Annotated in this window: 14 protein-coding genes; 11 read left to right on the top strand and 3 right to left on the bottom strand. The window is 72.1% G+C overall.

Annotated elements, in window-relative coordinates; translation table 11 throughout:
• The first annotated feature begins 162 nt into the window (after positions 1-162).
• From ACIBEA_RS32280 to ACIBEA_RS32265, 4 genes are read left to right on the top strand one after another with little or no spacing between them, the layout of a single operon-like run.
• Positions 163-1,302: a DUF3533 domain-containing protein gene (locus ACIBEA_RS32280; protein WP_399266740.1), complete on the top strand. Its 1,140-nt coding sequence runs from the start codon at positions 163-165 to the stop codon at positions 1,300-1,302.
• Positions 1,299-1,994: an acetate uptake transporter gene (locus ACIBEA_RS32275; RefSeq protein WP_399266739.1), complete on the top strand. Its 696-nt coding sequence runs from the start codon at positions 1,299-1,301 to the stop codon at positions 1,992-1,994. Before ACIBEA_RS32280 ends, ACIBEA_RS32275 begins: the two co-directional genes overlap by 4 nt.
• Before the next feature lie 52 nt (positions 1,995-2,046).
• On the top strand, positions 2,047-3,231 hold the full coding sequence (locus tag ACIBEA_RS32270) for an AAA family ATPase (RefSeq protein WP_399266738.1): 1,185 nt from the start codon (positions 2,047-2,049) through the stop codon (positions 3,229-3,231).
• A 49-nt stretch (positions 3,232-3,280) separates the two neighbouring features.
• Entirely contained in the window at positions 3,281-3,841 is a 561-nt protein-coding gene (locus ACIBEA_RS32265; RefSeq protein WP_399266737.1) for a YcxB family protein, read from the top strand.
• A gap of 97 nt (positions 3,842-3,938) precedes the next feature.
• On the opposite strand, the gene adhE is transcribed toward ACIBEA_RS32265, so the two are convergent.
• Complete coding sequence (gene adhE, locus ACIBEA_RS32260; RefSeq protein ID WP_399266736.1) at positions 3,939-6,578, bottom strand: bifunctional acetaldehyde-CoA/alcohol dehydrogenase; 2,640 nt, start codon at positions 6,576-6,578, stop codon at positions 3,939-3,941.
• A 291-nt stretch (positions 6,579-6,869) separates the two neighbouring features.
• Here adhE and ACIBEA_RS32255 point away from each other — a divergent pair, with 291 nt between their 5' ends.
• The 7 genes from ACIBEA_RS32255 (at position 6,870) to ACIBEA_RS32225 (ending at position 17,652) form a co-directional block, all read left to right on the top strand.
• On the top strand, positions 6,870-7,772 hold the full coding sequence (locus ACIBEA_RS32255) for an alpha/beta fold hydrolase (protein WP_399266735.1): 903 nt from the start codon (positions 6,870-6,872) through the stop codon (positions 7,770-7,772).
• A gap of 188 nt (positions 7,773-7,960) precedes the next feature.
• Entirely contained in the window at positions 7,961-8,125 is a 165-nt protein-coding gene (gene fxsA, locus ACIBEA_RS32250; RefSeq protein WP_399266734.1) for an FxSxx-COOH cyclophane-containing RiPP peptide, read from the top strand.
• Between the two features lie 29 nt (positions 8,126-8,154).
• Complete coding sequence (gene fxsBH / locus ACIBEA_RS32245; protein ID WP_399266733.1) at positions 8,155-10,428, top strand: radical SAM/SPASM protein FxsBH, inactivated beta-hydroxylase extension form; 2,274 nt, start codon at positions 8,155-8,157, stop codon at positions 10,426-10,428.
• A 95-nt stretch (positions 10,429-10,523) separates the two neighbouring features.
• Complete coding sequence (locus ACIBEA_RS32240; protein WP_399266732.1) at positions 10,524-11,237, top strand: AAC(3) family N-acetyltransferase; 714 nt, start codon at positions 10,524-10,526, stop codon at positions 11,235-11,237.
• A gap of 80 nt (positions 11,238-11,317) precedes the next feature.
• On the top strand, positions 11,318-12,703 hold the full coding sequence (locus tag ACIBEA_RS32235; protein WP_399266731.1) for a TIR-like protein FxsC: 1,386 nt from the start codon (positions 11,318-11,320) through the stop codon (positions 12,701-12,703).
• Entirely contained in the window at positions 12,687-16,652 is a 3,966-nt protein-coding gene (gene fxsT, locus ACIBEA_RS32230) for an FxSxx-COOH system tetratricopeptide repeat protein (protein ID WP_399266730.1), read from the top strand. Before ACIBEA_RS32235 ends, fxsT begins: the two co-directional genes overlap by 17 nt.
• 100 nt (positions 16,653-16,752) lie before the next feature.
• On the top strand, positions 16,753-17,652 hold the full coding sequence (locus tag ACIBEA_RS32225; RefSeq protein ID WP_399266808.1) for a DUF4231 domain-containing protein: 900 nt from the start codon (positions 16,753-16,755) through the stop codon (positions 17,650-17,652).
• A gap of 48 nt (positions 17,653-17,700) precedes the next feature.
• Here the strand turns inward: ACIBEA_RS32225 and ACIBEA_RS32220 are convergent, their stop codons facing one another.
• Complete coding sequence (locus tag ACIBEA_RS32220) at positions 17,701-18,180, bottom strand: hypothetical protein (protein ID WP_399266729.1); 480 nt, start codon at positions 18,178-18,180, stop codon at positions 17,701-17,703.
• A 107-nt stretch (positions 18,181-18,287) separates the two neighbouring features.
• On the bottom strand, positions 18,288-19,229 hold the full coding sequence (locus tag ACIBEA_RS32215) for a S1 family peptidase (RefSeq protein WP_399266728.1): 942 nt from the start codon (positions 19,227-19,229) through the stop codon (positions 18,288-18,290).
• Positions 19,230-19,278 lie beyond the last annotated feature (49 nt).

Raw genomic sequence — 19,278 nt, 5'->3', positions numbered from 1 at the left:
TTGCGCCCGACACTCCTTCACCCTCCCCCGTCTCCACCATAGAGCAATTCGAATGTTCGTGCGAAACACGTGTTCGACCTCTCGGGTGCGGCCGGACCGGCCCCTTCATCCGTTCGGCCCACCCCTGCTGCGCCCGGTCCCCACCCGGTCGAGCGTGAGGGCATGAACCGGCCCACCGATACCGCAGCAGGCCCCTCGGGCAGCGCCACCGGCCCCTCCGGCGGCTTCCTCGCCGAGGTCAAGGACGCCGTGACCGCCCGGGCAGCCCTGCTGGTCCTGGGGGTGCTGGCGCTCCAGCTCGCCTTCATCACCTCCTACATCGGCGCCTTCCACCACCCCCAGCCGAGCGAGATCCCACTGGCGGTCACCACCCCGGTCGCCCAGCTCACCGAGCGGTCCGTGAAACAGCTCGGTGAGCTGCCCGGCAAGCCCCTCGACCCCCGCGCGGTCAAGGACGAGGCCACCGCCCTGCGCCAGATCAAGAACCGGGAGGTGGACGGCGCCCTGATCGTCGACCCCGGCGGCACCACCGACCGGCTGCTCGTCGCGGGCGGCTCCGGGGCGGCGCTCTCCCAGGCCCTCGAACAGGTCGTCGGACTGACCGAGAAGGCCCAGGGCCGCACGGTCCGGATCGTCGACGTGGCCCCCTCCGCCGCGGGCGACGGGCGCGGCCTCAGCTCCTTCTACCTCGTCGTCGGCTGGTGCGTGGGCGGCTACCTGTGCGCCGCGATCCTCGCGATCAGCGCCGGCGCACGGCCCGCCAACTCCGCCCGCGCGGTCATCCGGCTCGGTGCGCTGCTGCTGTACTCCATCGCCGCCGGACTGCTCGGCGCGGTGATCGCGGGTCCCGTCCTGGACGCGCTGCCCGGCAGCATCCTCGGCCTCTGGGGGCTGGGCACGCTGGTCGTCTTCGCGGTCGGCGCGATCACCCTGGCCTTCCAGGGGCTGGCGGGCGTCGTCGGCATCGGCCTGGCGATCCTGCTGGTGGTCGTCTTCGGCAACCCGAGCGCGGGCGGCGCCTATCCGTACCCGCTGCTGCCGCCGTTCTGGAAGGCCATCGGCCCCGCCCTGCCACCGGGCGCGGGCACCTACGCCGCCCGCTCCATCGCGTACTTCAAGGGCAATGACATGGCCCCCTCGATGCTGGTCCTGGCGGGCTGGGCCGTGCTCGGCTCCGCGGTGACCCTGGCCTGCGCGATCTTCCACAAGGGGCGCCCGGGAGCGGCCGTGGGCAGCGGCCTGCCCGACCCCGCACCCGACCTCGAAACCGGCCCCGACCCCGCCGAAGGGGCCGGCCGGTGAACGACCCGACGAGCGGCCCGCCCCACGACCCGGCCGGCCGCGCCCTGTGGAACCGCCAGGGGCCGGTGGCCCAGTCCGCCTCCGTCAAGCGGATGGAGCCGAGCGCCCAGGCGCAGCTCGGCGCGCTCGGCCTGACCGGCTTCATCGTGGTCACCACCATCGCCACCGGCATCGACGCGGGCGTCTTCCCCGAGAAGCTCGCCCACTCCGTGCTGCCGCTGGTCGGCTTCTTCATCGGCGGGCTCGCCCAGCTGCTGGCCGGCCTCTTCCAGGCGCAGCGCGGCGACACCTGGCACGCCACCGTGTTCGGCGGCTTCGGCCTCTTCTGGATGGCCAAGGCCTGCCTGCTCCAGTGGGTGCTGCCCGCGACCGACCCCGCGCTGCGCGGGGACGTCAGCGGACTGTTCACCCTGCCCTGGGTGTTCGTGGTGTTCGTGCTGTGGCTCGGCAGTTGGCGGATCCACCTGGTGTTGCTGTCGACCTTCACCTGCGTGCTCGTCGTCTTCATCGCCATGACGGTCAACGGGTTCACCGGTGAGGTGATCTGGAACCGGATCACCGGCTGGGCGGGCCTGCTCGCCTCGCTCGGCGCCCTGTACCTGCTCGCCGGGCAGATCCTCGCGAGCACCTGGGGCCGCCCGGTGCTGCCCATGGGCCGCTTCCTGGCCCCCGAGGAGCACCCCGAGACGTGACCGGGCGAACCGGGCGAACCGGGCGGCTCCGGACGTCCGCGAGGATCGAAGGATGATCACCACACTGGCCGTCGAGAACTACCGCTCCCTGCGCCGTCTGATCGTGCCGCTCGGCCGCCTCACCGTCGTGACGGGGGCCAACGGGACGGGCAAGTCCAGCCTCTACCGCTCCCTGCGGCTGCTCGCCGACTCCGCGCGCGGCGGCGCGGTCGCGGCGCTGGCCCGGGAGGGCGGGCTGCCCTCGACCCTGTGGGCGGGACCGGAGAAGACCGGGCGGGCGGTCCGGGAGGGGCGCTACGCCGTCCAACCCACCGTCCGCTCCGCACCGGTGAGCCTGCGCCTGGGCTTCGCCGGGGACGAGTTCGGGTACGCCGTGGACTTCGGCCACCCGACGCCCGTACCGGACTCCCTCTTCGGCCTGGACCCCGAGGTCAAGCGGGAGTGCACCTGGGCCGGGCCGGTGCTGCGCCCCGCCGCCCTGCTGTCGGACCGTTCGGGGCCCGCCGTGCGCACCCGCACGGCGGACGGCGGCTGGCACCGCACCCAGGGGGCGCTGCGGCCGTACGACTCCATGCTGAGCGAGCTCGCGGACCCGCAGTCGGCGCCCGACCTGCTCGCCCTGCGCGAGCTGATCCGGTCCTGGCGGTTCTACGACCACGTCCGCACCGACGCGGCGGCCCCCGCCCGCACCCCGCGGATCGGCACGCGCACGCCCGTGCTCGGCGGCGACGGGTCCGACCTGCCCGCCGCGCTCCAGACCATCCGGGAGGTGGGCGACGCGGCGGCGCTGGACGAGGCCGTGGCGGCGGCCTTCCCGGGCACCCGGGTGGGGGTCCGGGAGCGGGACGGGCGCTTCGAGCTGGAGCTGCACCAGCACGGGCTGCTGCGCCCGCTGGGCGCCGCCGAACTCTCCGACGGAACGCTGCGCTACCTGCTGTGGACGGCGGCCCTGCTGACCCCCCGCCCGCCCGCGCTGATGGTCCTCAACGAGCCGGAGACCAGCCTGCACCCGGACCTGCTGGCCCCCCTGGCGGACCTGATCCTCACCGCGAGCCGGGAGACCCAGACCGTGGTGGTCACCCACGCCGATCCGCTGGCCGAGGCGCTCGCCGCGGGCAGCCGCCGCCACCGGGTGGACCTGCGGACGCTCACCCTGTTCAAGGACTTCGGCCAGACGGAGGTGGCGGGCCGCGAGGGCCCGCTGGACGAGCCGCTCTGGTACTGGCCGCAGCGCTGATCCGGGGCCGTCGGCGCTCCGCTCCGGGGGTGTCGTACCCTCCGCTGTCATGGACATGAATCACGCCACGCAGGCCGGGAACACCGCCTCGCGCACCGCCCGGTTCGCGTACACCCCCGAGGCCGCGGACTACGGCCGGGCCCTGTGGCGGTTCACCCTCGACACCTGGCCGGGCCGCACCGCCTCGCTGCTGCTCCCCGCCCTGGCCGGAGCCCTGGCCGGGGGCGTCCGCGTCGCGCTCTGGGGCCTGGGCACGACCGGCTGGGTCGTCCTGGGCGCGGCCGTCCTCGTCGCCCCGCTCGCCGTCCGGCAGTGGCACCGCAGGTTCCGGATGAACCGGCTGTACGAGGCCGACGCGGCCCGCGGCGCCATCCGCACCACGCTCACCGAGGACGGCCTGACCGTCACCGGGGCGGACGGGGCCGTCGGGACCGCGGCGGGCGAGGTCACCGACTGGCACGGCTACCCCTGGTGGTTCGAGACCGACGAGCTGTTCGTCCTCACCGGGAGCATGGGGTACTTCTTCGTCCTGCCCAAGCGCGGGGCCCTCGCCCCGGAGGACGTCGACCGGGCCCGTGCCCTGTTCACGGAGCACCTGCGACGGATCTGAGCCTCGCCCCACCGCCAGGCCGCGGACGCGCGGGAGCCCGCCCGGGCGGTGCCGCCCCGAGCGGGCTCCTGCGGTCCTGCGGCCCGCGCCGCGGTCGCTACTTCTTCTTGGCGGCCTTCGGGGCCTTGGCCGGGGCGCCGTCGGTGGTGCCGTAGTACGCCTGGCGCATGAGCTGCTTCATGTCTCCGATCATCGGCATCCGCGGGTTGGCGGGGGCGCACTGGTCGGCGTAGGCGTTCATGGCCTGGGTCGGCAGGGCCTCGATGAAGGCCTGCTCGTCCACGCCCTCCTCGGCGAAGGAGGCGGGGATCCCGCACTTGGCGCGCAGCTCCTCGACGGCCCTGGCGTAGGACTCGACGCCCTCGGCCGGGGTGGCGGCCGCCAGGCCCAGCATCCTCGCGATCTCCTGGAACCGCTCGGGGGCCCGGTAGACCTCGGCCTTCGGCCACGGGGTGGCCTTGTGCGAGACCGTGCCGTTGTGCCGGATCACGTGCGGCAGGAGCAGCGCGTTGGTGCGGCCGTGGGCGACGTGGAAGGTGTTGCCCAGGGTGTGCGCCATGGCGTGGACCAGGCCGAGGAAGGCGTTGGCGAAGGCCATGCCCGCCACCGTGGAGGCGTTGTGCATCTTCTCGCGGGCCTCGGGGTCGTTGGGCCCGTCCAGGACGCAGCGTTCGAGGTTCTCGAAGACGAGCTTGATGGCCTGGAGGCACAGGCCGTCGGTGTAGTCGTTGGAGTAGGCGGAGACGTAGGCCTCGGTGGCGTGCGTCAGGGCGTCGAAGCCGGAGTCGGCGGTCACCGTGGCCGGCAGGCCCATCGGCAGGACCGGGTCGACGATGGCGACGTTCGGGGTCAGCGCGTAGTCGGCGAGCGGGTACTTCTGGGCCGCGGCCGGGTCGGAGATGACGGCGAAGGGGGTGACTTCGGAGCCGGTGCCGGAGGTGGTCGGGATGGCGACCATCTTGGCCTTCTCGCCGAGCGAGGGGAACGTGTAGGCGCGCTTGCGGACGTCGAAGAACTTCTCCTTCGTGTCGGCGAACTCGACCTCGGGGCGCTCGTACATCAGCCACATGATCTTCGCGGCGTCCATCGGCGAACCGCCGCCGAGGCCGATGATCGTGTCGGGCTTGAAGTCGCGCATCATCGCGGCGCCGGCCTGGACGGTCGACAGCTCCGGGTTGGGCTCGACGTTGTCGATGACCTGGATGGCGACCGCACCCTCGCGGGCCTGCAGGATGTCGGTGACCCTCTGCACGAAGCCCAGGGCGACCATCGTCTTGTCGGTGACGATCGAGACACGGCCGATGCCGTCCATCTCACCGAGGTAACGGATGGAGTTGCGCTCGAAGTAGATCTTCGGCGGGACCTTGAACCACTGCATGTTGTTGTTGCGCCGTCCGATCCGCTTGATGTTGATCAGGTTGACCGCGGTGACGTTGTTGGACACCGAGTTGTGGCCGTAGGAGCCGCAGCCGAGGGTCAGTGAGGGCAGGAAGGCGTTGTAGACGTCGCCGATGCCGCCGAAGGTGGAGGGGGAGTTGGCGATGACGCGGATGGCCTTGACGCGCTTGCCGAACTCCTCGACAAGGGCCTCGTCCTCGGCGTGGATGGCCGCGCTGTGGCCCAGACCGTGGAACTCGACCATGGCGGCGGCGAGCTCGAGGCCGTGCTCGGTGTCATTCGCCTTCAGGGCGGCCAGTACCGGGGAGAGCTTCTCGCGGGTCAACGGCTCGTTCTCACCGACCTCGTTGCACTCGGCGAGCAGGATGGAGGTCTGCGGGGAGACCTCGAATCCGGCCTGTTCGGCGATCCACTGCGGCGACTTGCCGACGACCGCGGGGTTCAGCTTGGCTCCGGAGGCGTCCGCGGCGTAGGCGGTCGTGCCGAAGATGAACTGCTCCAGCTTCGTCTTCTCGGCGGCCGAGACGACGTGGACGTCGAGCCGCTTGAACTCGGCCAGGCCCTTCTCGTAGATCTCCTGGTCGAGGATGACGGCCTGCTCGGAGGCGCAGATCATGCCGTTGTCGAAGGCCTTGGAGAGCACGATGTCGTGGACCGCGCGGGCCAGCTTGGCGCTCTTGTGGACGTACGCCGGGACGTTGCCCGCGCCGACGCCCAGAGCGGGCTTGCCGCAGGAGTAGGCGGCCTTGACCATCGCGTTGCCGCCGGTGGCCAGGATGGTGGAGACGCCCGGGTGGTTCATGAGGGCGCCGGTGGCCTCCATGGAGGGGGCGGTGACCCACTGCACGCAGTTCTCCGGAGCGCCCGCGGCGACGGCGGCGTCCCGCACGATGCGGGCGGCCTCGGCGGAGCAGTTCTGCGCGGAGGGGTGGAAGGCGAAGATGATCGGGTTGCGGGTCTTCAATGCGATCAGCGCCTTGAAGATCGTGGTCGAGGTCGGGTTGGTGACCGGGGTCATCGCGCAGACGACGCCGACCGGTTCGGCGATCTCGGTGATGCCGTTGAGCTCGTCGCGGCGGATGACACCGGCGGTCTTCAGACCGCGCATCGAGTTCACGACGTGCTCGCAGGCGAAGAGGTTCTTGACCGCCTTGTCCTCGAAGATGCCGCGACCGGTCTCCTCGACCGCCAGCTCGGCCAGCTCTCCGTGGCTGCTCAGGGCCGCCAGGGAGGCCTTCTTGACTATGTGGTCGACCTGCTCCTGGTCGAAACCCTCGAACTGGTCGAGCGCCGTGAGCGCCCCCTGGACGAGCGCGTCCACCATCTCGTTGGCCTGCATGGCAGGAACTCCTTCTTTGCGACCCGTTTTCCTGATGTCCCAATTCGACACCCAAAAGCGGAAGCAGCGGCGCCGAAAAAGCCCCCACAGTGGGGGTCGAAGGGCCGTTCACCACCGTTCACTCCCCCTCGACATGGCATCTGACCTGCGGATATGCCAGGGGACCAAAGACCCCTGTGCGCTTGTGAAAACTTTCACAAGAATTTCGGAGAGAGTGCGCCCTACCGCGCTCCTCCCCCAGCGAGCACAATCACCAGGACGGCTTCGCCGTCGACCGTGAAGGAGGGACGCGTGCACAATCGGGTGCGCACCGCGGACGGACGGCAACTGATGGTGGAGCGCTTCGGCGACCCCCGCGGCAGACCGGTCTTCCTGCTGCACGGCACCCCGGGCAGCAGACTGGGCCCGGCCCCCCGGGGCATGGTGCTCTACCAGCGCCGGATCCAGATCATCGCCTACGACCGCCCCGGCTACGGGGACTCCGACCGGCTGCGCGGGCGCTCGGTCGCCGACGCCGTCCAGGACGTGGCCACCATCGCCGACGCCCTCGGCCTGGAGCGGTTCGCCGTGGCCGGCCGCTCCGGCGGCGCCCCGCACGCCCTGGCCTGCGCGGCCCTGCTGCCCGAGCGGGTCACCCGGACGGCGGCCCTGGTGGGCCTCGCGCCCTGGGACGCGGACGGGCTCGACTGGTTCGACGGCATGACCGCCTCGAACGTGCGCGAGTACACCACCGCGTCGGCCGACCCCGAGGAGCTGGCGGCCCGGCTCACCCCGCGGGCCGCGGCCATCGGCAAGGACCCGGGGCGACTCCTGGAGGAGCTGCGCATCGAACTCACCGACAACGACCGGATGATCGTCGCTGACGCCGGCCTGCGCTCGATGCTGCTGCGCAACTTCCGTGAAGGGCTGCGCAATTCGGCGGACGGCTGGATCGACGACGCCCTCGCGCTGTGCAGCCCCTGGGGGTTCGAGCCCGCCGACATCCGCTGCCCGGTCATGATCTGGCACGGGGAGCAGGACGTCTTCTCCCCCGTCGGGCACTCGCGCTGGCTGGCCGAGCGGATCCCCGGCGCCACCGCCACCATCGATCCCGCGGCCGCGCACTTCGCGGCCCTGCGCGCCCTGCCGGAGATCCTCACCTGGCTGCTGCGCGATCTCCCCGACCCGCCCGAACAGCACCAACGGCCCGCCTGACGGCGAACACGAGGGGGCCTGCGGGCGGCGGGCAGAGGAATTGCGTCACTCTTTCTATAGAACGCTTGACCTGGCGTCATGTCTCGGTTGCCAATAGGACGTGGACTAGTAAAGTCCACGCATGACACGAGCGTGACGCTCTTGTCAATCCCCCGCCCATTTCACATGGCCCCCTCAAGGACGGTGTCGTGAACACTTCCGCAACCCCCGCGACCAGCACGGTCAAGGCCCACCGGGTCCCCCTCGCCCAGATCGACGTCCGCAGCGCGTCTTCCGCCGCCGCGCTCGGACGCGTCCTGCGCGAAGAATCCGGTCGCACGGTTCAGGCACCGATCTTCAACTCTGCGCTCTGACCGAGAAGTAGGCGCTCTAGACTGGTGGAATGACCGGCCTGATCGCTTTTCGCGAGATCGTCCTCAAGGTTCACAGCAGATGCGATCTCGCTTGTGATCATTGCTATGTCTATGAACACGCAGATCAGAGCTGGCGAGCCCGGCCGAAAGTGATCTCCCCCGAGGTCATTTCCCATACCGCGTCGCGGCTCGCCGAACATGCCCGTGATCATGCACTCCCCTCCGTCACGGTGATTCTCCACGGAGGGGAACCCCTGCTGGCCGGACCCGAGCGACTGCGCCTGGTGTGCGAGGAGTTCACCCGGGCCCTCGCCACGATCGCCGCGCTGGACCTGCGCATCCACACCAACGGCCTCCAGCTCAGCGCCCGCCACCTCGACCTCTTCGCCGAATTCGGCGTCCGGGTCGGCATTTCCCTGGACGGCGACCGCGCGGCCAACGACCGCCACCGCCGCTTCGCGGACGGCCGCACCAGCCACCCGCTCGTCCTCGCCGCCGTGGAACTGCTCCGCTCGGCTCCCTACCGGCACCTCTACCAGGGCCTGCTCTGCACGGTGGACGTGGCCAACGACCCGGTCGCCGTGCTCGACGCCCTCGTCGCCCTCGAACCCCCGCGCGTGGACTTCCTGCTCCCGCACGCCACCTGGGAGACGCCCCCGCCCCGCCCCGACGGCGCGCCCGACGCGTACGCCCGCTGGCTGCTGCGCGTCTTCGACCATTGGGACCGGCTCGGGCGGCCCGTGCCCGTGCGCATCTTCGAGTCGCTCGCCAGCACCCTGCGCGGCGGCCCCAGCCTGACCGAGTCCCTGGGCCTGGCCCCGACCGACCTGGTGGTCGTGGAGACGGACGGGTCCCTGGAGCAGGTGGACTCCCTCAAGAGCGCCTACGAGGGCGCCGCCGCCACCGGCTTCGACGTCTTCTCCCACACCTTCGACCAGGTCGCCGCCCATCCCGGGGTGCGGGCCCGGCAGCTCGGTCTGGAGGGCGTCAGCGACACGTGCCGCGGCTGCCCCGTCGTACGTTCGTGCGGCGGCGGGCTCTACACCCACCGCTACCGCCCCGGAAGCGACTTCGCCAACCCCTCCGTCTACTGCGCCGACCTGCGGGAACTGATCGACGGGGTCGAGGGGCGCACCGCCGCCGAGGCGACCGCCGTCGAGCTGACCGACCCCGCGGAACTGGCCGCCTCCCAACACCAGTTGACCCGGGTGCTGCTCGCCCGCTTGCACGCCGAGCTGACCGAGTTCGCCCCCCGCGCGGGGGGCGGGGCCGCCTGGGCGCACGCCTGGGAGCTGCTGGGCGCGGTGGAGGGCGCGGGCGGGGCGGGCGCGGACGCGCTGGACGTCGTACTGGCGCACCCCTACACCCGGACCTGGGTGCTGGCGGCCCTGGACGCGGCGCAGGAGGGGCGCCCGGACGGGCCGGAGGCCGCGCTGCGGCTGGCCGCGCTGGCCGCCGCCGCCGTGCTGCGGGGCCGCCTGGACCTGCCCGCCGAGGTGGGCTACCGGGACGGCGAGGTGTACCTGCCGACGCTGGGGCTGCTGCGGCTCGGGGAGCCCGGCACGGACGGCCGCGCCTCGCTGCGGGCCACCGAGGACGGCTACGCGGCCCACGACGGCCGCTCCGGGCACCGCTTCGGCCCGGCCGCCGGGGACGCGCGCTGGCAGCCCGTACGGTCCTGGTCCCCGGGACCGCGGGGCCCGGCCGTGGCACTGGACGACCTGGACCCGTACCGCACCTGCTTCGCCCGTCCCCCGCGGCTGCGCCTGGGCGCCGGGGAGGCCGAGGAGTGGCGGGAGCGGCTGGGGGCGGCCTGGGCGCTGCTGCACCGGGCGGTGCCGGAGTTCGCGCGGGCGGCCGCGGCCGGGCTGACCACCCTGACCCCGCTGGCCGGCGGCCCGCGGGCGGTCGGCTGGGGCGAGGCGGGCCGGCACGGCCCCGGCGCCCTGGGCCTGCCCTATGCGGCCGGGGTCGGCGAGACCGCCCTGGCCCTGCTCACCGGGCAGCGGCGGGCCCGGCTGCGGGCGCTGACCGAGGTGGCCGACCTGTACGCGCTGGACGGGGCCTGGGAGCACCCCTCGCCCTGGCGGGAGCGGCCGGTTCCGGTGTCCCGGCTGCTGGCGGACGTGCACGAGCGGGTCGCGGTGGAGGCGTACCGGCGGGCCACCGAGCCGTACCACCCGGCGGGCACGGACCGGATCCACCGGGCGCTGGACCGGCTCGCGGGCGCGGCCGAGCTGACCAGTACCGGCAAGCGGCTGGTCGAGGAGCTGCGCTGGGAAGCCAAGGCGGTCGACGCGTGAGCGGCGGGCCGGCCCCGCTCCTCGCCCCGCCCAGTACGGCCGCGCTCGCCGCGCGGCTGCGGCTGCTCGGGGTGCGGCCGGGGGGTCGGCTCCTGGTGCACGCCTCGCTGGGCGGCACCGGTCTGCGCGCCGAGCGGCTGCTGGCGGCCCTGGTGGAGGTGCTCGGTCCCCGGGGCACCCTGGTGGCGCCCGCCTTCACCACCTCCAACTCCCGCACCTCCACCACCCACCTGGCCCGGACCGCGGGCATGGACGGGGCCGAGCTGCGGGCCTTCCGGGCCCGGATGCCCGGCTTCGATCCGGTGCGCACCCCGAGCGAGGACATGGGCGTCTTCGCGGAGGCGGTGCGCACCGCGCCGGGGGCCGCGCGCAGCGGCCATCCGCAGACCTCTTTCGCGGTGCTGGGGCACGGTGCCCGGCGGTTCGCCGCCGGTCATCGGTTGGCCTGCCATTTAGGAGAGGATTCGCCGCTGGGAACGCTGTGCCGGGAGGGGGGGCAGGTACTCATGATCAATGTGGGATTTTCCGTTTGCAGTGCTTTCCATCTCGCGGAGTATCGAATTCCGAAGCCCCCCTTGCGCATGTACGCGTGTGTGGTGAAGGTGAACCTTCCGGGGCGGCGGCAGGGGGAGGAGTGGACGGCATACGAGGACGTCGCGCTCGACGACAGTGATTTCGCGGAGATCGGCCGGGACTTTCCCTCGTCCAAGGTGCGCGAGGGGCAGCTGGGAGGGGCCTCGGTCAAGATCTTCGGGATTCCTGATGCCGTCGATCACGCCGTTACCTGGATGACCGAAAACAGACGCTGATTGACTGAACCATGAGGCGATGTGGCGGAGCAGCTCCGGAATGATGTTTCTTCGCTCCACATCTTCGGGACGGGGGTCGTGTGCCCGCATCAGTGCAGCCGTACTTTTTTCTCAGTTATGCGCATACGCCGAGGTTCGGGGCCGGGGGGCCCGACCCCGACATGTGGGTGGAGCGGCTTTTCCGTGACCTCTCCAGCCACGTCATGGCGCTCACTGACCTGCCCGCCGGGTCCGACGCCGGATTCATGGACCGGGAGATACGCAGCGGCGAGGGTTGGTCGGAACGACTCGGCACGGCACTGGCCACCTGTCGGGTCTTCGTCCCGCTCTTCTCGCCGCGCTACTTCGCGAGCGAGATGTGCGGAAAGGAATGGTTCGCCTTCGCACACCGCACCATCCAGCGGACCGCGGTCAGCGGCGAACCCGCCGAGGCGATCGTGCCCGCGCTGTGGGTCCCCGTGCCGCCCGCGCAGTTGCCCGGCCCGGCCGAGCGGCTCCAGTTCAACCACAACACCTTCGGCGAGCGCTACGTCACCGACGGGCTCTACGGACTGATCAAGCTGCGCGGGTACGCCGAACAGTACGAGCGGGCCGTCTACGAGCTGGCCAAGCGCATCGTGCGCGTCGCCGAATCCGTGCGCCTCGACATCAGCCGCCCCATGGACTACCGGGTGGTGCCCAGCGCGTTCGGCAGTCCCGGGGCCACGGGCGGCCCCGGCAACGCGGCCCGCAGCCTGCACGTCACCGTGGCCGCCGCCACCCGGCACGACCTCCCGGAGGGCCGCAGCCCCGAGTACTACGGGGACACCGCACTGGACTGGAATCCGTACCACCCCGTCGCCCAGCGGCCGGTGGCCTACGTCGCCGAGGACCTGGTGCGCTCCCTCAACTACCAGACCACGATGGCCTCTTTCGACGACGAGGCCGGCCACTTCGACACCAAGCAGCCGCCGACCCGCCCCGAGATCCTGATCGTCGACCGCTGGGCCGTCGCCGACGACCTGCGCCGCCAGCGCCTGGCCGCCTTCGACCAGGACCCCCGGCCCTGGGTGAGCGTGGTCGTGCCGTGGAACCGCTACGACCACCAGAGCCGGGCCAGGGAAGCGGAGTTGACCGACCAGCTCGAAGACACCATGCCCGTGAAGATGGGTCAGGGCCGGATCGCCTGCCGGGCCGCCGCGAACGGCGTGGCCAACATGGAGACCCTCGGCCAGATCCTGCCGCAGGTGGTCGAGGCGGCCGCCCAGCAGTTCCTCAGACACGCCCAGGTCTATCCGCCCGCGGGCGGGGCGCACACCGAACGGCCGCGGCTGCTCGGCCCGATGGGCATGAACGGGCCACCCGCGCCGCCGCCCGCGCCCTTCCCACCCGACACCGAACAGCACGACGCCCGGACCACCGGGCCGCACCCGGACGCCGACGGACCGACCAACCAAGCGGGGGACGCGGATGACAGCCAGTCGTGACGGACGGATCGTCACCTTCTACTCGTACAAGGGCGGTACCGGCCGCACCATGGCGCTGGCCAACACCGCCTGGATCCTCGCCGCCAACGGCAAGCGGGTCCTCGCCGTGGACTGGGACCTGGAGGCTCCCGGCCTGCACCGCTTCTTCCACCCGTTCCTGGACCCCTCCACCCTGGGGGCGACCACCGGGATCATCGACCTGATCAGCGAGTACGCCTGGGCCGCGACCAGCCCGGCGCAGCGCTCCGACGACTGGCACAAGGACTACGCGCGGATCCAGCCGCACGCCGTCTCCCTCACCCCCGAGACCCTCGGCTGGGAGTTCCCCGACGGCGGCACCCTCGACTTCGTCTCCGCGGGCCGGCAGAACCGCGAGTACTCCGCCACGGTCTCCACCTTCGACTGGGACAACTTCTACGACCGGCTCGGCGGCGGCCACTTCTTCGACGCGCTGCGCGACGACATGAAGCGCAACTACGACTACGTCCTGATCGACAGCCGCACCGGGCTGAGCGACATAGCCGACATCTGCACGGTGCACCTGCCCGACATCCTGGTCGACTGCTTCACCCTCTCCGACCAGTCCATCGACGGCGCCGCCTCCGTCGCCCGGCAGATAGACGAGCGGTTCAACGACCGGGGCATCAAGATCTACCCGGTCCCGATGCGCATCGACGAGGGCGAGAAGGAGAAGGCCGACGCGGGCCGCGCCCTGGCCCGGATCAAGTTCGACCGCTTCCCCAGCGGGCTGGGCGGCGACGAACTCACCGCGTACTGGGGCGCGGTGGAAATCCCGTACCGTCCGTACTACGCCTACGAGGAGACCCTGGCCACCTTCGGCGACGAGGCCGGGCTCACCAACTCCCTGCTCTCCGCCTTCGAACGGCTCACCACGGTGGTCACCGAGGGCGAGATCACCTCCATGCCCGCCATCGGCGAAGAGGTCCGGCTGCGCATCCGCGACGCCTTCACCCGGCGCCGCCCCGCCCTGCCCGCCGACCTGTTCCTGTCCTACGTCGCCGAGAACCGCATGTGGGCCGACTGGATCGAATCGGTCCTCACCCGGGCCGGCTTCCGGGTGGTGCCCAAGGACGTCTCCGCCGAACGCGCGCCCGCGGCCGCCCCCGGCGACACCCTGGGCGCCGGGATCAGCGTCGACACCGCCGCCCGGACCGTGGTGCTGCTCTCCAGCGCCTACCTCAAGTCCGCCCGGGCCGTGGACGTGTGGGAGCGGGCCGCCGCCGAGGACCCGACCGGCGGGCGGCGCCAGCTGGTGCCGCTGCGCGTGGGCGACGTACGCCTGAGCACCCCGTACATCGACCGCAATCCGGTGGACCTCTTCCGCCTCGACGAGATGCACGCCACCACCGCCCTGCTGCGCGCGGTGGAGCGGCCCGCCCCCCTCAACGACGGGATCAGCAGCGCCACGGCGCCCGGCCCCCGCTTCCCGGGGACCGTCCCCAAGATCTGGAACGCGCCGCCGCGCAACCCCGGGTTCACCGGGCGCTCCATCGTGCTGGAGCGGATGCGCGACCAGCTCGGCGGGGGCGTGGCCGTGGTGCTGCCGCAGCCGCAGACCCTCTACGGGCTCGGCGGGGTCGGCAAGACCCAGGTCGCGCTGGAGTACGTCCACCGGTTCATGGCGGACTACGACCTGGTGTGGTGGATCTCCTCCGAGCAGACGGACGACGTCGTCGCGGCCCTCGCCGAGCTGGCCGTCCGGCTCGGCGCGCAGACGGGCGAGGACATGTCGGCCGCCTCCCAGGAGGCCATCGACCTGCTGCGGCGCGGGGTCCCCTCCGCGCGCTGGCTGCTCGTCTTCGACAACGCGGACGATCCGGAGACCCTCAAGCGGTTCTTCCCGCCGGGCGGTCCCGGGCACGTGCTGGTGACCTCCCGCAACCAGAGCTGGTCGCAGTACGGGGACGCGCTGCCGGTGGACGTCTTCCTGCGCGAGGAGTCCATCGAGCACCTCCAGCGGCGGGCCCCCGGGCTCACCAAGGACGACGCCGAGCAGGTCGCGATCGCGGTCGGCGACCTGCCGCTCGCCGTCGAGCAGGCCGGTGCCTGGATCGCGGAGACCGCGACGCCCGTCTCCGCGTACCTGGAGCAGCTCGCCCAGCAGGCGGCCCGGGTGCTGGCGCTCAACCAACCCCCCGGCTACCCGGAGCCGGTCGCGGCCACCTGGAACGTCTCCATAGAACGGCTGCAGAGCCGCTCCCCCGCCGCCGTGCGGCTGCTCCAGCTCTGCGCCTTCTTCGCGCCCGAGCCGATCTCGGCGAACCTCCTGTACAGCAAGGAGATGATCGACGCCCTCAAGCCCTACGACTCCTCGCTCCAGGAGAAGCTGGTGCTGGGCCGGGTGATCCGCGAGATCGGCCGGTTCGCGATGGCCAAGGTCGACCAGGTCAGCAACAGCATCCAGGTGCACCGCCTGGTCCAGGCCGTGATCCGGGCCCAGTTGACCGAGGAGGAGCAGCGCGAGGCCCGACACGCGGTGCACCGGATCCTGGCGGGCGCCCGGCCGGACGACGACGAGCCGATAGACAACCCGGAGACGTGGCCGCGGTTCAACACCATCTGGCCGCACCTGACCCCGTCCGAGGCCCGCTTCTGCAAGGAGCCGGAGACCCGCCGGCTCCTGATCGACCGGGTCCGCTACCTCTGGAAGCGCGGTGACTTCAAGGCGGCCTACCAGCTGGGCGAGGAGCTGCGCGAGACCTGGAAGGAGACCCTGGGCGGCGACGACCTGCAGTACCTGTACCTGCGCTTCCACCTGTCCAACATCCTGCGCTCGCAGGGGCGGTTCGTGGAGGCCAAGGAGCTGGACGAGGTCACCCTGGAGCGCCAGCGCACCGCGCTCGGCCCCTCGCACCCGCACACCTACATGACCACCAGCGGGCTGGCGATGGACCTGGGCACCCTCGGCCGCTACGGCGAGGCGATGGAGCTGGCGACGGCCGCGCACGAGGGCTTCAGCCAGATCTTCCACGAGTCGCACCCCCGGACCCTGGCGGCCGCGAACAACCTGGCGCTGAACCTGCGCATGGTCGGGCAGTACGCCCGGGCCCGCGAGATCGACCAGGAGGTCTTCGACCGGCGCACCGAGGTGCTCGGCCCGGACCACCCGTACACCCTCTCCTCGGCCCAGAGCCTGGCCCGCGACCTGCGGGAGGTGGGCCGCTACGACGACTCGGTGCAGTTGCTGAGCCGAACCTACGAGATCTACAAGCGACAGTTGGGGCGCGCCTTCCCGGGCACCCTCGCCGCCGCGAAGTCGCTGGCCGTATCGCTGCGCCGGGCCGGCGAGTTGGAGGACGCGCGGCGGCTGACCACCGCCACCCGCAACCGCTACCGGGCCAAGTACACCTCGGTCAACCCGGACCTGCTGGCCTGCGAACTCAACCTGGCCGCCGACATGTTCGCCGTCGGGGACTCGGCGGGGGCGCGGGACCTGGCGCAGGAGGTCGTCGACGAGTACATGAAGGTGCCGGGCGAACGGCACCCGTACACGCTGGCCGCGCTCAACAACCTCGCGGTCTTCCACTGGGGTTCGGGAGCCGCGGAGACGGCCGAGACCATGCTGCGCCACGTGATCCGACACATGCGCGAGGTGCTCGGCGACAACCACCCGCACACCATCTTCGCCCACCTGAACCTGGCCAACACCCTGGCCGACCTGGGTGATCCGGAGGGCGCGCTGGAGTTGGAGCGGATGGCGGTGATGCGGCTGCGCGAGGCGCTCGGCGCGCACCACCCCGAAACCCTGGCGAGCGCCTCCAACATGGCGGTCAGCCTCGACTCGATGGGCCGCAAGGAGGAGGCCGCACGGGTCCGCACGGAAGCGGTGAACGAGCTGACGAGGCTCCTGGGCGAGGAACACGGCCTGACCCGCTACGCACGCGACGAGCGCCGGGTCCACCGCGACCTGGAGCCGCTGGCGGTGTGACCGCCCGCGGGCGGGGCGGCCGCCGGGGACCGGGCAGGTCCCGGCGGCCGCACCGCGCACCACTGGACAGCAGACTGGGGGGTTCGCTGTGACCGACAGCATGACCTTTCGAAACGAAGACCTGCCGGCCCTCTTCCACCACACCGACCAGGCGGCGATCTCCCGGCAGCGGGAGTCCACGCAGGCGACCCGCGCGCAGTTGCTGCTGCTCGTGACGGCCGCGGCGGTCGGGGCGCTGCCGTCCTCGGCCGCCCGGATCGGGTCGCTGCACCTGTTCGGGATGCTCAGCGCGCTGGCGTACGCGGGGGTGCTCGCCGTCGGGATGCGCGCCACCCGGCGCCGGGCCCGCCCGCAGTGGCAGCTCAACCGCAGTGCGGCGGAGTTCATCAAGTCGCTGGCCTGGCGGTACGCCGTCCACGGGGCGCCGTTCGGCAGCGACGTGTCGGGCGTGGCACAGGCGTACGGGACCCGACTGGAGGCGGGTCTGGACGAGTTGCGCAAGATGGGCTGGGAGGATCCGCGCGCCGCCGGGATGCTGCCCGAGGGCGGGGAGATCACCGGGGCGATGCACCGGCTGCGGGGCCTCGACTATCAGGTGCGGCGCGAGACGTACGTGCGGGACCGGCTGATCGAGCAGCGCAAGTGGTACCAGCGCAAGACGGAGGTGTCGCGGCGGGCCACGGCGGTGTGGTCGTGGTCGATCGTGCTGCTGACCTGCGTGGCGCTGCTGTTCGCGCTGCTCGGGGCCTTCGGGTCGGGTCCGGGGACGCGGCTGACGGCGCTGCTGAGCGCCGCCGCGGCGGCCGGGATCGCCTGGAACGAGGTGCGCCGCCACCATCCGCTGATCGAGGCGCACACCCTGATCGAGCAGGACCTGTCCGCGATGATGGTGGTGATGCAGACGACGATCACGGAGACGCAGTGGCCGTCCGCGGTCTACGAGACCGAGCGCTACGTCTCCCCGCAGCACACGGACTGGCTGGCCCGTCACAGCAGTTGAGGCGGGCCCGCTTTCCCGGGGGCGCGGCGTCGTGCGGTGCGGGAGCGCTCAGTCCCGTACGACGCCCGCCCGCCACAGCACGGTGACGGGCTTGCCGAGCGCGCGTGCGTAGGCGACGATCTCGCCGGTGCCGCCGTGCCCGCGGGCCGGGAGGCCGTCCCAGACGGCGACGAGCCGGTCGCAGCTGTCGGCGATGAAGGTGCCCGCCGCGTAGTACGCCTCGTCCGTGGAGCGGGCGAAGTCGAGCCGGACCTCCTGCGCGGCCAGTCCCCGCAGCCGGTGGAAGCCGGCGAGCGGCGCGCCGCCGCCGAAGGTGGCCTCGTAGTCGGCGCTGGGGATCACCACCGTGAGGTCGGCCCCGCACTGGAGCGCGATGTCGGCGAAGAGCTGGTCCGCTCCCTCCGCGAGGCTGGACAGCGCCTCCAGCGGGCCGTCGTGGCCGTCGAGCACGGCCCGCAGCCCGTCCTCGACGTGGGCGATCACCTCGTCGGGAAGGGACCGGTGGCCGGTCACCCCGATGCGTTTCATACCCGAGCCTCCCCCGTGGACGGCCGAACCCTGGACGTCCACGACATCCTCCCAGAAGGCGGGGGGACGTCCAGGGTGTGCACGGGGGCGCGCGGGACGAGCCGCGGTCAGTAGACGCTGACCCCGTAGGCGGAGAGGGCCTCGGTCACCGGTTGGAAGAACGTGGTGCCGCCGCTGGAGCAGTTGCCGCTGCCGCCGGAGGTCAGGCCGATGGCCCGGGTGCCGGAGTAGAGCGGGCCGCCGCTGTCGCCGGGTTCGGCGCAGACGTTGGTGCGGATCAGGCCGGAGACGATGTCGCCGCCGCCGTAGTTGACGGTGGCGTTGAGGGCCTGCACCGTGCCGCTGTGGATGCCGGTGGTGGAGCCGCGCCGGGTCACGGACATGCCGACGGTGGCGTTGGCCGCGCTGGTGATGTCCTGGCTGCCGACGGTGCCCTCGTGGGCGAGGGCGGCGTTGTCGTAGCGGACGAGGCCGTAGTCGTTGCCGGGGAAGCTGGATCCGACGGTCGCGCCGATCGTGGTGGTGTGGGCGGTGCTCGTCCACCAGGTGCCCGCGCCGTCGGTGCAGTGGCCGGCGGTGAGCAGGTAGTACGTGGTCCCCTTGCGGACGTTGAAGCCGAGCGAGCAGCGCCAGCTGGAGGCGTAGATCGCGTCGCCGCCCTTGATCAGCTTGCTCAATCGGCCGGAGGTGCGCTCCACGCGCAGGGCCCCGGCGTCCGTCCCGGCCTCGCGTTTGATTCTGGCGAGGTCGGTGGCGGAGACGGTGGAGTCGGCGCTCACCACGAGGGTGCCGGTGGCGGGGTCGGTGTACCAGGCGGTGCCCGCGACGTCGGCGCGCTGTACGGCGGCGCCGACGGCGGCGAGCCGATCCGCGCTCAGGCCGCCGGAGTCGGCCTCGGAGCTGGCACTGGCCGTCGCGGGAACGGTGAAGGCGGCGACGGCGGCGAGGCCCGCGGCGAGCACCGCGAGCCGGGTGCGGGCGCGGGCGCGCCCGCGGGTCGCTGCGGGGATGGGGGTGTGGGGGGTGTGGGGGATGTGCTTGAAGCTCATTTCTCGTCCTCCCGGAGGGAATCGGGGCGCGGCGGACTGGGGGGCCTGG

This window comes from Streptomyces sp. NPDC051555, from assembly GCF_044454405.1.
Classification (GTDB): domain Bacteria; phylum Actinomycetota; class Actinomycetes; order Streptomycetales; family Streptomycetaceae; genus Streptomyces.
The sequence above is the reverse complement of the archived record's forward strand: the minus strand, read 5'-3'. Positions and strand labels throughout refer to the sequence as shown.

Excerpts from the sequence above, each read along its gene's own strand:
- ACIBEA_RS32280 (WP_399266740.1), top strand. The coding sequence starts at position 163 with ATGAACCGGCCCACCGATACCGCAGCAGGCCCCTCGGGCAGCGCCACC.
- ACIBEA_RS32270 (WP_399266738.1), top strand. The coding sequence starts at position 2,047 with ATGATCACCACACTGGCCGTCGAGAACTACCGCTCCCTGCGCCGTCTG.
- ACIBEA_RS32265 (WP_399266737.1), top strand. The coding sequence starts at position 3,281 with ATGGACATGAATCACGCCACGCAGGCCGGGAACACCGCCTCGCGCACC.
- adhE (WP_399266736.1), bottom strand. The coding sequence starts at position 6,578 with ATGCAGGCCAACGAGATGGTGGACGCGCTCGTCCAGGGGGCGCTCACG.
- fxsBH (WP_399266733.1), top strand. The coding sequence starts at position 8,155 with ATGACCGGCCTGATCGCTTTTCGCGAGATCGTCCTCAAGGTTCACAGC.
- fxsT (WP_399266730.1), top strand. The coding sequence starts at position 12,687 with ATGACAGCCAGTCGTGACGGACGGATCGTCACCTTCTACTCGTACAAG.
- ACIBEA_RS32225 (WP_399266808.1), top strand. The coding sequence starts at position 16,753 with ATGACCTTTCGAAACGAAGACCTGCCGGCCCTCTTCCACCACACCGAC.
- ACIBEA_RS32220 (WP_399266729.1), bottom strand. The coding sequence starts at position 18,180 with ATGAAACGCATCGGGGTGACCGGCCACCGGTCCCTTCCCGACGAGGTG.
- ACIBEA_RS32215 (WP_399266728.1), bottom strand. The coding sequence starts at position 19,229 with ATGAGCTTCAAGCACATCCCCCACACCCCCCACACCCCCATCCCCGCA.